This is a genomic window from Salinicola sp. V024 (assembly GCF_052645315.1).
This window is the reverse complement of the sequence record NZ_JBQXYB010000010.1, coordinates 51744-64365: the sequence shown is the minus strand read 5'-3', so window position 1 is coordinate 64365 and position 12622 is coordinate 51744. Positions and strand designations below refer to the sequence as shown.

Annotated in this window: 10 protein-coding genes; 3 read left to right on the top strand and 7 right to left on the bottom strand. The window is 56.8% G+C overall.

Features of this window, described 5'->3' with window-relative positions; translation table 11 throughout:
* Window positions 1-97: 97 nt before the first annotated feature.
* A complete protein-coding gene (gene rph, locus ACUN9V_RS14535; protein WP_110693424.1) occupies window positions 98-820 on the bottom strand; it encodes a ribonuclease PH in 723 nt (240 codons plus the stop codon).
* 173 nt (window positions 821-993) lie between these two features.
* Between rph and ACUN9V_RS14530 the strand changes: the two genes are divergently transcribed.
* From ACUN9V_RS14530 to ACUN9V_RS14520, 3 genes are read left to right on the top strand one after another with little or no spacing between them, the layout of a single operon-like run.
* Window positions 994-1857 (top strand): YicC/YloC family endoribonuclease, encoded by an 864-nt coding sequence (locus tag ACUN9V_RS14530; protein WP_445511925.1) that lies wholly within the window; start codon window positions 994-996, stop codon window positions 1855-1857.
* Window positions 1858-1909: 52 nt separating this feature from the next.
* Entirely contained in the window at window positions 1910-2656 is a 747-nt protein-coding gene (locus ACUN9V_RS14525; RefSeq protein WP_445511924.1) for a HipA family kinase, read from the top strand.
* Window positions 2653-3486 (top strand): DUF3037 domain-containing protein, encoded by an 834-nt coding sequence (locus ACUN9V_RS14520; protein ID WP_445511923.1) that lies wholly within the window; start codon window positions 2653-2655, stop codon window positions 3484-3486. The genes ACUN9V_RS14525 and ACUN9V_RS14520 overlap by 4 nt, the downstream gene beginning before the upstream one ends.
* Window positions 3487-3712: 226 nt before the next feature.
* Here ACUN9V_RS14520 and ACUN9V_RS14515 read toward each other — a convergent pair whose 3' ends face one another.
* From ACUN9V_RS14515 to ACUN9V_RS14490, 6 genes are all read right to left on the bottom strand, one after another.
* On the bottom strand, window positions 3713-4351 hold the full coding sequence (locus ACUN9V_RS14515) for a hypothetical protein (RefSeq protein WP_445511922.1): 639 nt from the start codon (window positions 4349-4351) through the stop codon (window positions 3713-3715).
* An 87-nt stretch (window positions 4352-4438) separates the two neighbouring features.
* Window positions 4439-7840 carry a DEAD/DEAH box helicase family protein gene (locus ACUN9V_RS14510; protein WP_445511921.1) on the bottom strand — a complete coding sequence of 1134 codons (3402 nt, stop codon included), beginning with the start codon at window positions 7838-7840 and terminating at the stop codon, window positions 4439-4441.
* 3 nt (window positions 7841-7843) lie between these two features.
* The gene (locus tag ACUN9V_RS14505) at window positions 7844-9001 is read right to left on the bottom strand and encodes a restriction endonuclease subunit S (RefSeq protein ID WP_445511920.1); all 1158 of its coding nucleotides are present in this window, start codon (window positions 8999-9001) and stop codon (window positions 7844-7846) included.
* Window positions 9002-9003: 2 nt separating this feature from the next.
* Window positions 9004-10488: a type I restriction-modification system subunit M gene (locus ACUN9V_RS14500; protein WP_445511919.1), complete on the bottom strand. Its 1485-nt coding sequence runs from the start codon at window positions 10486-10488 to the stop codon at window positions 9004-9006.
* Between the two features lie 88 nt (window positions 10489-10576).
* Window positions 10577-11761 carry a protein adenylyltransferase Fic gene (fic, locus tag ACUN9V_RS14495; RefSeq protein WP_445511918.1) on the bottom strand — a complete coding sequence of 395 codons (1185 nt, stop codon included), beginning with the start codon at window positions 11759-11761 and terminating at the stop codon, window positions 10577-10579.
* 154 nt (window positions 11762-11915) lie between these two features.
* Window positions 11916-12479 carry an ATP-binding cassette domain-containing protein gene (locus tag ACUN9V_RS14490; protein WP_445511917.1) on the bottom strand — a complete coding sequence of 188 codons (564 nt, stop codon included), beginning with the start codon at window positions 12477-12479 and terminating at the stop codon, window positions 11916-11918.
* Window positions 12480-12622 lie beyond the last annotated feature (143 nt).

Here is a 12622-nt window from a genome sequence, read left to right as displayed (position 1 = left end):
GAAGGGAGAAGGGAGAAGGGAGAAGGGAAATTAGAGGGAATGAAGAAGATAAGAAAACCCGAGATGGCGGCCATGGTGGCCGCCATCACTTCGCGAACTAGCGGCGAATGCCCAGCGCCTCATGCTGCTTGGCAAACAGCGCCTGGCACCCGCTCTCGGCCAGGTCGAGCATGCCGTTGAGTTCGGCGCGGGAGAACGCCTCGGCTTCCGCGGTGCCCTGTACCTCGATCAGCTTGCCGTCTTCGGTCATCACCACGTTCATGTCGGTGTCGGCGGCGCTGTCTTCCGGGTAGTCCAGATCGAGCACCGGCGTGCCCTTGTAGACGCCCACCGAGATCGAGCTGACCAGCTGACGGAACGGATCGGTCTTGATCATCTTCTTGCGCTGCATGTACTGCAGCGCCTCGATCAGCGCCACGCAGGCCCCGGTGATCGACGCCGTGCGCGTGCCGCCATCGGCCTGCAGCACGTCGCAATCCACCGTGATGGTGTATTCGCCGAGCTTCTTCAGATCCACCGCCGCGCGCAGCGAACGGCCGATCAGGCGCTGGATTTCCAGCGTGCGCCCGCCCTGCTTGCCTCGCGCCGCTTCACGGCCGCTACGGGAATGGGTCGCGCGCGGCAGCATGCCGTACTCCGCCGTCACCCAGCCCTGGTTCTTGCCGCGCAGCCAACGCGGCACGCCGGCCTCGACGCTGGCGTTGCACAGCACCTGGGTATCCCCGAAGCTCACCAGCACCGAGCCTTCGGCGTGACGGGTAAAACCGCGGGTCAGCGTGACCTCACGGGGCTGATCGGGTTGTCGTCCACTCGGGCGCATGAAAGCCTCTCGATCCAAACATCAATGACAGAAGCGCCACACCTTCGACGCCTCACAGCAGGCCGGCCATTCTACACGGGTCAGCCGTACATTCACCGCCGACGAGCGGCGGCCAACCTCTTCACGGATGGGTTACACTCGATCGATCAGCTCGACGATTCAAGGAATTCCCCATGCCCCATAGCATGACCGCGTTCTCCCGCCAGACCCGTGATGCCGACTGGGGCAGCCTGCAGCTCGAACTGCGCTCGGTGAATCAGCGCTATCTGGAGCCACACTTCCGACTTCCCGATACCCTGCGCGATCTCGAACCGCACTTTCGCGAAGCGATGCGCCAGCGACTCGCCCGCGGCAAGGTGGAGTGCTCGCTGCGCTTCGACCCGGCTGAAGGCAACGCCGCCCCCGGCATCAACGCCGATCAGCTCGAGGCGCTCTCGCAGGCACTGGAACAGGTTCGCGCCCAACTGCCGGAAGCGCCGATGCCCAACGCCCTGGAACTACTCGCCCATCCCGGCGTGATGGCCACCCAGCGCCTGGATATCGATCAGGTCAAAGCTGCAGGCCTCGAACTGTTCGACGCCGCGCTGAAGGATCTGGAAACCGGCCGCGCCCGCGAAGGCGAACGCCTGGCGGAACTGATTCGCGAGCGTCTGATTGGTATTCGCGAACAGGTAGCAACCGTGCGCGAGCACCTGCCGACGATTCTCGAGCGCCAGCGTACCCAGCTACTGGAACGACTGGAGAGCGCCAAGACCGAACTCGACCCGCAGCGGCTGGAAGCGGAAATGGTGATGATGGCCCACAAGGCAGACGTCGCCGAAGAACTCGACCGGCTGGAAACCCACGTCACCGAGGTCGAACGTCAGCTCAAGCAAAAAGGCCCGATCGGCCGGCGCCTCGACTTCCTGATGCAGGAACTCAACCGCGAAGCCAACACCCTTTCCTCCAAGGCCATCGTCGCCGACACCACCCGCTGCGCGGTGGAATTGAAGGTGCTGATCGAGCAGATGCGGGAACAAATCCAAAATTTGGAGTGAAGACTCGGTCGTTTGGAAGGCCAGCGCTGAATTCGATTTTGTAAGGGCAGTCATGACAGCACGAAGGCTAAAGGCGGTAGAGATACTGAGGCGATCCGAGCAAGGACTTTGTCGCCCTTTCCTGATTAGAGACGACAAAGGGGGTGTCTACGTTGTCAAAGGTGTTGATGGCGTAGGTAAAGCGGCTTTGGCATCGGAACTTATCTGTGCAGAACTCGGTAAATGCCTGGGCCTTCCGATTCCTGCCTATGGGTTGATGCAGATACCCCAGCAGCTGATCGATTTCAGCGCGATTGACGGCATGTGGGATTTGGAAGGTGGCCCTGCCTTCGCCAGTCGGCTGATCGAAAACGCCACGACACTGGTCTACTCGCAGTTGGACCATATTGAGACTGCCCTTCAGCAACGTGTGCTAGTGTTCGATAAGTGGGTCAAGAACGGTGATCGCTGCCTTACGGAGAACGGCGGCAACGTCAATCTCCTTTGGTCTCCCGGTCAGGGCCTCGGCGTGATCGACCATAACGTGGCTTTTGCCATGGAAACACCAGACCAGGAAATTCTGACCAACCATGTCTTCGCCAGTCAGCGTCACTGCTGCAATGACATGGTGACCCGCGCCGAGCACATCGCCGCGCTTGACACGGCCTTGGCGGACTGGGATAGGATCACCGCCCTTTTGCCAGAGGAGTGGGTCTATCGCGATCTCTGGGACGAAGATTCGGAGGTAGCACCAACGCTCGAGGAACGGTACGCGTTGCTGCAGCGGTTCAATGACGACGATTTTTGGAGACTAGCATGAGCACCTTCTGCAATTACGCGGTGCTTCGATTCCAGCCCTACCCCGAAACAGGTGAGTTCGCGAACCTGGGAATCGTCATGCTCTGCTCCGACGGCCAGTTCCTGCAGCGCGTCGAGACCCAACGGCGCAAGCGAGTTACCGACTTCTTCGACAAGCTCGAACCCAGCGTTTTCCGGCAAGCACGCCAGGAGTTTACCGACGAGGTTAGACGCGTCGCCGAGCTCGCAAACGCGCACACTGGTGACTTCGTGCTAAAAATGGGCTTGTTCAAGCATCTGATCGCACCTAGCGAAACCATGTTCCGCTTCGGGCCACCGGGAACCATCGCCTCTGCCAATCCCGAAGAAACGCTGAACGAGCTATTCAATCGCTACGTCCACCACGAATTCGGTCAGCGGGAAGAAGCCGAAACACGGATCAAGCGCCGTCTTGGCACCCTGCTAAAAACACATTTTGCCGATCGCACCTACCGCGAGGAGCGCTTGGGCGATGAGCTCTATCACGTCAATTTTCCCTTTGTGTGGCGACGTGGCGAGCACACCCCGCGTCAGGCTATCCGGCCGCTATCCTTCGATCTGGATGATCCAAAGAGCATTCTCGACAAGGGCGACCGTTGGATCATGCAAATGAACCGGCTGAAGAAGCATGGCGGACTGCCGGAGGATACAGTGTTCGTCTGTCAGGCACCCGGCGACCAAGAAGCCAGAAAAACCCGCAGCTATCGGGAGATCATCGCCGAGTTGTCCAATACCCGACACATTCGCGTCATCCCCGAAGAGACACCGGTACCGCAGATGCGTGAAATGCTGGCTGAGGCCGTGAGGCACTAGCGGCAATGAACTCGTGCGGCGCAACGCTGTTTACAGTTAATCCCGCATGCGTGGTACGGAATAACGCCAGTATCCAATAGAGCGCGAACGCCGTTGACTGATCGCGTATCGAAGTCCAAATTCCACAGCAAGTGGACAGGGAGTGCCCGGTCGGCGTCTAAACCTCGGTGAGTTGCACCGGGGTTTTTCGCTTTCTAGGCGATATGCCCCAGATGAAAGGACGTACTTAGGGCTCAAAATCTTTGAATTGGGGCGGTTCGTAGTCGCTAGGCATTGCCTCTCCCACTGTCAGTGGAACACCCATTTTCGAAAGCTCTGAAGTAAATAGCGCAACGCTTTTTGTTAAAAGAATGCACCCCGCGATAATCAGCTTAATTCTGTTACTACTGGCTATATATTCCACCTGCTGAGTAACATTCTCACCCGAAGGTGATGTACCGCCAACACCGAGATGTAGCTCTTTGACTTTCAAGCTATCATTTTCTTTGATTTTCGTTCTGATATTGTCTGTCAAAGAGGCCATCGATTCGACTTGAGAATCGGATAACTCTTCTGTCTTGGCATGAGCAATTTGGTTTCTTATCTTGTTGATATGACCATAGGCTTTGGCGAGATCTTTAGGTAAGCCGCTCCCCTCAGCTAGCGCCAGTTTATGCGCAAAGCTAAACCTTCCGTGCGCCAAAATCTCGGGGTGCTGAGTGGCCTTGGAAACCCATAGATCAAGAATATTTTCAATTACCAGATGCAGCCGGAGAACGGTCGCTATGTCATCATTAACGTTGACGAGCTTTAGAATTCTTTCGTATCTGAACGCTTTTTCAAAATCCCCTCCGATAGCTGTATAGCCTCTTCTCGTATTTACCATATCGATCCTTTGGAGCCAGTTGCTCAACTGATTCTGCCAATTACCACCCAAAGCCAAACCATGAGTGTGTAGGGCGAAAAAAGACTCTTACCCCGCCTGCGTAGCGATTTTCGGCTTCGTGGCTTCCAGCGCACCAAAGATCCCATCAATGACGTTCTCTCGCCCTGCAAATAGCCCATCAGGCCCACCGGAATGCAGATGGCTAAATGGCGGCTCGTACAGAGCATTGGCATCCATGACGCCTCGAAACGTCAGTTGGTCGATGATCAGCTCGATGAATCGCATCTGAGCGGATGTCAGCGTGCGATCGGAGAGAAACTCGGAAAACTCAACCTGAGCAGCCTCGCGATCCATACCCACCAAACCGCGGATGAAATGCACAAGCGATGGCGCCTGACGCTGCTCCAAGAGATTCGCCAGCAACGTCTCGCCATCCTCCTCTCCGATCTGTTTTAGGGTGGCTTCCAGACTCTCCAGGTCGGTCGCCGTCAGTGGCTGATTAGTGCGAAGTTTGTGAATTACGATGTTGTTCCAGTGGCTGTTCAGATAGGCCTCGACCTTCTTGGCATATTGCACGCCAGTCATCTTCGGCATCTCAAAGACAGTCTCTTCTCGCACGCCCAGCACCTCGTCCTTGAAGTGGGTATAGACGATCTCGCGGCTCTTCTTATCGATAAACGGCACGAGCGCGCGCAGACGCAGGCGCATCTCCTCCAGCATCGGAACGTTAATATCCTCCCAGAAGCCGGGCTCTTGTATGGCCTGCAGATAGCCGAGCTGCTCCTTTACCAGAGGAATACTGGTCTTTTCCTCCAGCATCGCTGCTATGTCCATCACCCGAGCGCGCAGCCTATCGAAGTTGCCGGCGTCGACTTCGATCAACGCCAACTGCATGCGCAGCGCGGTGAGATCGAACATGCGTGACTCGATGTCATCGGTTTTCTTCTCGCTTGGCAGCTCGGCGACCTCATTGATTAACGCCTCCTGAGCTTCTAGGTCCAGTCGATCCCATGTCTTGCGATCCTGGAAGCGCTCCACGGCTTCGAGATGCAATCGCACAATGAAGTTTTCCGGGTTCATGGTGGCGACTTCGCCATGAAGTTCCGATGTGAGTTCGGGAGCCAGAGACCCGTCGGGGTCGAGGCCAGGCGTCGATTGAAGATGACTCAGTAGTTGTACGCGCGAGCGGAACAGCCGCGTACCCAGCGACACATTACCGCTCGCCTCGATGCCTTCCGGGTTCTCGCGGAAAAAGTCGAAGTTGAAGCAGAAATCGAAGACCCGGAAATCCCGCTTGTCGTCTTCTTCACCACCGGGGCCGAAGAGACCGGGGCAGAGCCGCGTACCGCGACCGATCATCTGCCAGAATTTGATCTTCGAAAAGACTGGCTTGAAGAACACCAGATTGGCGACTTCCGGTACGTCGATGCCGGTATCCAGCATGTCGACCGAAATGGCGATATGCGGCGGCTTTTCAGGCTGGGAGAAGTCATCGATCAGGCTCTGCGGATACTTGGCCTGATTATCAATGACTCTAGCGAAGTGGCCGGCGTAGTGCGGGTAGTGATGATCGAAGCGCTCCTCGATGAATGCGGCATGCTTATGGTTACGAGCGAAGATGATGGTCTTGGCCAGGCGGTCACCACCTTTCACGCGATACCCGTTCTCCATCAGGTGCTTCAGCACCTTGTCCACGGTATCCGTATTGAACAGCCAGTTATTGATGGCGGAGGCATTCACTTCCGTCGGCATGCCCACCTCTTCCGCCTCGTCTCCCCAGTCGAGACTCTCCCACTCGGCTTTTTCGTCCTCGCTGAGATCTTCATAGTCGATTCCTTCCCGCGGGAACTTGAGGTCCACCTGCTGAACCTTGGGCGGGACCAGAAAGCCATCCTTTACCGCACGATCCAGCTCATAGGCATCGGTGGGTACGCCGGGTTCGAGTTCGAACAGGTCGTAGGTATTTTTATCCACCTGCTCCCGCGGTGTAGCGGTCAGACCGACCAACAGGGAATCGAAGTAGCGAAAGATCGCGCCGTACTTCTGATACACCGAGCGGTGAGCCTCATCGATGATCACCAGATCGAAGTGCCCCACACCGAAGCGAGCCTCATCGCCTTGGGTGTCATCGATCAGCCCCATCATGGTCGGGTAGGTGCAAACATAGACCCGTCCCTCTTTGTGCTTCTCGGTCACCAAATTGACGGGGCTGGATTCCGGTAGATGCGCCTTGAAGGCATTGGCCGCCTGATTGACCAGAGAGACGCGGTCGGCCAGAAACAGCGCGCGTTTTACCCAGCCGGCCCGTTGCAGCACATCCACCAGCGCGACGGCGGTACGGGTCTTGCCGGTACCCGTGGCCATCACCAGCAGCGCCTTACGACGCGCCTTGGCAAACTGCTCGAAGATGCTGGCGATGGCGCGTTTCTGATAATAGCGCCCGGCGATCTCATCCTTTACCGCAAGAGCGCCCGGGGTGGCGCGCTGATCACGCCGCCGAATCAGGCTCGCCAATTCACTCTGCTTGTAAAAACCCGCAACGCTGCGCGGGGTATAGAAATCGTCATCCCAGAGCCAAGTCTGGTAGCCGTTGGTATAGAAAATCAGCGGGCGCTGGCCGTGCAGGTTCTCCAGACAGTCGGCGTAGAGCTTGGCCTGCTGACGGCCGTTTTTCGGGTCGGCCGTGGTTTTCTTCGCCTCCACGACGGCTAGCGGCTTGCCGTCGCTTCCCCACAGCACATAGTCGATGTAGCCAACGCCCTGGTTGTTGGGCATCCCGCTGACCTTGTACTCCCGGTCTTCGGGGTTCTCCAGCGGCCAGCCGGCACGGCGCAGCTCGACATCGATCAGATAATCCCGCGTCTCGGCTTCGGAGTAGTCATGCGTATCCGGCTGCTGCTCAGCCGCCTCTCGCGCCTCGGCGATCTGTTCGCGCAGCTGCTGAACTTCAACGTCCAGCGCGTCTCGCGCCTGCTGCTGCTTGAGCGCGGCCTTGTTCTGATCGGCCAGCTGTTTTTCCAGCGCCTCCAACTCCTGACGCGGGACAACGTCCTCAGAACTAACAGGCTGCGGGATTCGCGAATCCTGCCACGCGGCACCTTCGCGAGACGCCTCTGGCACGTAGGTACGCGTCAACCAGTAGCAGAGGTGATGCAGCTCTTTGACGACCTGCCGCGCGTCGCTCTCCTTCACCGGACGTGTCTCGTGAACGGCCTGGTTGCCCATCTTCTGAATCACTCGCGCCTTCTGAAACACTGGCTGCGGCAGCAGATTCTGAAAGCTCGGCTCGTGGAGAAGTGCGCCCAGATTGCGGTCATAAGGCATATGCAGCGCAGCGTCGTGCCGGTAGAGCCAGTGCACGGCCGCCTCCAGCGCGAAGCGGGCGTGAAAGCAGGATGCCCGCGGATCACCCACGATATGGCCCTCCGCCCGAATAGCGGACTCGGCGACGGTACTGAATTCGCGTGGCAGGAAGGCAAAGTTGGTCATGGGTTACAGCTCCCCGTTAAAGGCGCGGTGTTGGAGTGAGGCGAATAGCGCATCCAGCTCGGCAAGGTGGGCACGCATTTTGGTTTTTTGCTGCTCGACCGATTCGACGATGGTGGCGAAGCGGTGCTGAAGATCGAGTGGAGGAACACCAATTTCTATCGATGAAATTTTAGCTGGCGATGTGTGCTTAACTTTCGTACCAGTAGAGTCTTTCTGGATGCGATTTCGAACTGACACTGTATTCATCAACTCAATGATAAAATGCGAGTGAATGTCAGTTTTTTTAACCACTTTCCCTAGACGCTGGTTATGCAGAAATTTCCGAGACTCTGGTACGAGTATCGGGCTTCCAAGCAGTCCTGGTGCTTGTTCAGTCATCGCTATCAATATATCCCCTCTATCCAGTACATAATCTTGAGGTACGGGAGCGTTGTGGTACCTCTGCTTATGCCCTCGATCCCTAAAGCCACCCTGTTCGAAGAAGTTGCCTGGCGTAAGGAGTATATAATCTCCTTCGGGCACAAAATTTTCGCTTTTAAACGCAAAGCCATGTTTTAGATTAAAGGCTTCTCCGAGAGAAGCAACTTTCCACCCCATCGGATTTGTAACAGGGTCACCAAACATATCGATAAAGGTTGAATGTAGGAGAGCGTCCAGTTGGACAATCGCCTCACGGCGCTTGGCGCGCAACTCATCGGCCGCATCGAGAATGGCCGCGATGCGTTTTTGTTCAGCGAGGAGTGGAAGGGGGATTTGGAAATTCGCCAGTTCTTTAGGGCTTAACCTCGGAAGGTTGGCCCCCGATGAGCGAGAGGTAGCAAATTTCACCATCGAGTCTTGGCGTAAGAGATGGAGCAGATATCTACGGTCAACCTTGGATCCTGGCAGAATTGGAATAATATCTGTGCTACAAATTCCATAAAAATCTGGGGCGGTAATCTTAGCCAGATAAGGGCGCAACTTTCCATAGAGAATGTGCTCGGGAGTGAAGCGAAATTTAGAACTCTTTAGCTCTCCATTCTCGACGACTTGGACTTTGACAATATTGCCGCCTGACTCGATATTTTCGAGGCCGAGGTACAAAGTTCCAGCTTGTATCTTTTCGGAGCTGAGAGAGGCTCTATCAATGCGAGCCACATCGCTTAACTTGGAAGTATGCATGATCAGTTCAGCATCCCTTCCAGTGCCTTCCGCCCTTCGGTAATCTCATCCTCCAACGCCGCCAGGCGCTTTAGAATCTCTTGCGGCGCTTCATGCTCAACCGCTTCGTATTCGACTTCCTTGTAGCGATTGATGGAGAGGTCGTAGTCGTGGCTGGCGATCTCCTCCTTGGGCACGAGAAAGCTCTTTTCGGTGCGCTTGCGGCCCATCTCCTGCGCGGGGTTTTGCCAGCGGGCGATGATGTCGGGCAGGTCGCTCTTGTCAGGCTGAGGGGTGCGCCTGTCGTCCAGCGAGAAGCCATCGGCCTGCATGTCGTAAAACCAGACCCGGTCCGTGCCGCCGGAGTTGGTCTTGGTGAAGAGCAGAATCGCAGTGGAGACCCCGGCGTACGGTTTGAACACGCCGGAGGGCATCGAGATGATGGCATCGAGCTTCTGATCTTCGACCAAAATCTTACGCAGCGATTTGTGCGCCTTGCTGGAGCCGAACAGTACGCCATCCGGCACGATCACCGCGGCGCGGCCGCCGGTCTTCAGCAGACGCAGAAACAGCGTCAGAAACAGCAGTTCGGTCTTCTTGGTCTTGACGATCTGCAGTAGATCCTTCGCCGTCGATTCGTAATCCAGGCTGCCGGCGAAGGGCGGGTTGGCGAGTATCAGGGAGTATTTTTCGGCATCGCTCTCGTCCGCCTGAGCCAGCGAATCCTTGTAGCGAATATCCGGGTTCTCCACGCCGTGCAGCAGCATGTTCATACTGCCAATGCGCAGCATGGTGGAATCGAAGTCGTAGCCGTGGAAGGTCTCGTCGTTGAAGCGCCGACGGGCGGTATCGTCGCGGTAGATTTCTCCGCTGTGGTGCTCACGTAGATACTCGGAAGCGGCGTTCAAGAATCCCGCCGTGCCGCAGGCCGGGTCGCAGATCACATCGCTCGGCGTCGGCGCGGTCATCTCCACCATCAGCTTGATGATGTGCCGCGGCGTGCGGAACTGACCGTTCTGCCCGGCGCTGGCGATCTTGCCAAGCATGTATTCGTAGAGATCGCCCTTGGTATCGGCATCGTCCATATCGATGGCGTCGAGTTGGTCCACCACGTTGGCCAGCACCCTCGGATTCGGCATTAAAAAGAGCGCATCCCGCATATGGTGGGTGTAGGTCGAACCGCCCTCGCCATCCTCTTCGCCTTTCCGGCCGAGCGTCTTGATGAAGGGGAACACCTCATCGCGTACGGTCGCGAACATCGGCTCTGGCGCGCGCTCTCTGAAATGCGACCAGCGCAAGTGTTCCTCCCCCGCTTCGAAAATGGGTTCTTCGATCTCCGTCTTCGAACGCGATGCTTTGCGCTCCTTGAGCGTGTGCAGCTCATCCAACCGCTTGATAAAGAGCAGGTAGGTTAGCTGCTCGATAACAGTCAGTGGGTTGGATACACCGCCCGACCACATCGTGTCCCAAATGCGGTCGACCTTGGATTTCAGTTCACCGGTAATCATGATTTGCCTTACTGTTCTGTATTCGTAGTGTGCCTAAGAGGCTGATGCGCTGTCAGGTGGCCGGGGGTACTGAGCCCCACCGCAACCTCTAACCTTCATCCCGCAATAGGGCCATAAGCGCTGCATTGATAAAAAGCCGTTCTTTACCCGCCTGCCTCGCCTCCAGCACGCCGATTTCCACCAACTGCTTGAGATAAACAGACGCGGTCTGGCGCTTGGCGATGTCGCGCTCGACGAGGTTGCCGATGCGGCAATACGGCTGTTCGAAAATCAGCTGTACCAGCTCGTGGCTGTAGAGCTTGGGCAGCGCCTGCTGAATATGATCTCGCGTCTCGCCCATCAGGCGCCGAATCGCCGCGATTTTTGCCGTCGTCCAGCGTGCCGTCTGCTCGACTGCCTTCAACATGAACAGAATCCACGGTTCCCAATCGTCGCCGGCGGATACGGCCAGCAACAGGCGGTAGTAGTCGCTCTTGTGACGCACAATGTAGCGGCTCAGGTAGAGGCTGGGCAGCGTCAGCAGATTGCGTTCGATGAGAAATAGAATATTGAGGATACGCCCGGTGCGGCCGTTGCCATCCAGAAACGGGTGGATGGCCTCGAACTGATAGTGAGCAATAGCCATCCTGATCAACGGATCGAGATCGTCTTCGGCATGCAGAAACTGCTCCCAGTTCCCCAGCAGCTCACGAAGCAACGGCTCGCCGACGGGAGGCGTATAGATGACTTCGCCCGTGCGCTGATTGCTGAACGTCGTACCCGGCACCTTGCGGACACTCATCTCGATGCCCTTGAGCATTGTGCAAATGATTTCTGCCGTGCCGACGGTCAGTGGGCGGGATTGAATCTGGCGGACGCCATCATGGAGCGCCGTCCGATAGCGTAACGCTTCCCTGGTCGCAGGGTCGGCGAGTGTATCTTCTTCGGCAAACTGGAACAGCTTGTCGGTGGTGGTGACGATGTTCTCGATTTCGGAGCTGTCCTGCGCCTCGAGCATCGGCAGCAGATTGATCAAAAGCCCCTGATCCGGCAATAGCTCGCCAGCCTGTTTCAGTTCGGCTAGCGCCGCGCGCGCTTCGATACAGGCTTTGAGGGTAGCCCTAGTCTCGATATCGCCGGCTTCTGGCGGTAAGCGTGGAATGTCGTTGAACGGCGTGTCGGGCTGCCAGGGCATGGGGAAATCTCGAAATAGTTTCAAGTCCACTTGGGCCGATGCTATCGACTCACTCGACAGGTCATGTTCACGGTATTCAAAAAAATCGACATGACACATCGGTCATGTCGATGCTATCGACACGTCTGCGCGTCGTATAGAGAAAAAGCCGAAATTTCGACATGGATGTCGTCACAGATATAGAAAAGTCGATTTTCTATATCTATTGCCCGGCCCTAAGCACCTGATTCACGCCTTTCAATACGGCGTTCAGCTAGTCGTCGAGCAATTTATCCAACCAATGGGCGCCACCGATAAACGCCAGGGCGTCGTTGCTCGCCTGCCCGGGGAAGCAGCGTGGCCCTGCTTTACTGGACTTCTTTCTGCAAACTATCTGCATTTCTCTACTGTAGAGAGAATTAAAGCGCTGATTATAAATAACTTTATGAAGTCTCTTTCTGCATCGCTCTATTTTTCTCTTTGAAAGCTCTCTGCAAAACGCGACAAGCCGAGATTGAGCGCGCTCGTAGCAGGAGAGTTCCTGCGCATCACTCAAGGGGATGTCGGAAAAGCTCCCTACTCCCCGCACCACTCTCCCCACGATCTCCAACGCCCTGGGCCGATGCGAGACCAGCAGCGTGGTCTTGCCTTGCATCAGTTTCGCGAGTGCCTCAAGCACCCGCGCTTCATTATCGGCATCGAGGCCTTCGGAGGGTTCGTCGAGCAGGAGGACGCGGGCATCTCTAAGGAAGGCACGGGCGATAGCGACGCGTCGCGCCTGGCCGCCGGAGAGTCGGGTGCCGGCTTCAATACTCTTAAGCTCGCCATTGCCGGCCACAGGTTTCCCCAAGCAACAGAACTTCACGACGCCCAAACCTCGTTACTGAAGTCAAAACCACTACCTACCCCCGACCATTGGCGTAGAACCATCCCCGTTGTCGCCGTGATCGGCTACCCTTGCGTCCTTGGCTTTGCCGCCGA

What these genes read in the sequence shown, in the direction of transcription:
- ACUN9V_RS14525 (WP_445511924.1), top strand. Translation starts at nt 1,910, where the DNA reads ATGACAGCACGAAGGCTAAAGGCGGTAGAGATACTGAGGCGATCCGAG.
- ACUN9V_RS14520 (WP_445511923.1), top strand. Translation starts at nt 2,653, where the DNA reads ATGAGCACCTTCTGCAATTACGCGGTGCTTCGATTCCAGCCCTACCCC.
- ACUN9V_RS14510 (WP_445511921.1), bottom strand. Translation starts at nt 7,840, where the DNA reads ATGACCAACTTTGCCTTCCTGCCACGCGAATTCAGTACCGTCGCCGAG.
- ACUN9V_RS14515 (WP_445511922.1), bottom strand. Translation starts at nt 4,351, where the DNA reads ATGGTAAATACGAGAAGAGGCTATACAGCTATCGGAGGGGATTTTGAA.
- ACUN9V_RS14505 (WP_445511920.1), bottom strand. Translation starts at nt 9,001, where the DNA reads ATGCATACTTCCAAGTTAAGCGATGTGGCTCGCATTGATAGAGCCTCT.
- ACUN9V_RS14500 (WP_445511919.1), bottom strand. Translation starts at nt 10,488, where the DNA reads ATGATTACCGGTGAACTGAAATCCAAGGTCGACCGCATTTGGGACACG.
- rph (WP_110693424.1), bottom strand. Translation starts at nt 820, where the DNA reads ATGCGCCCGAGTGGACGACAACCCGATCAGCCCCGTGAGGTCACGCTG.
- ACUN9V_RS14530 (WP_445511925.1), top strand. Translation starts at nt 994, where the DNA reads ATGCCCCATAGCATGACCGCGTTCTCCCGCCAGACCCGTGATGCCGAC.
- fic (WP_445511918.1), bottom strand. Translation starts at nt 11,761, where the DNA reads ATGTGTCATGTCGATTTTTTTGAATACCGTGAACATGACCTGTCGAGT.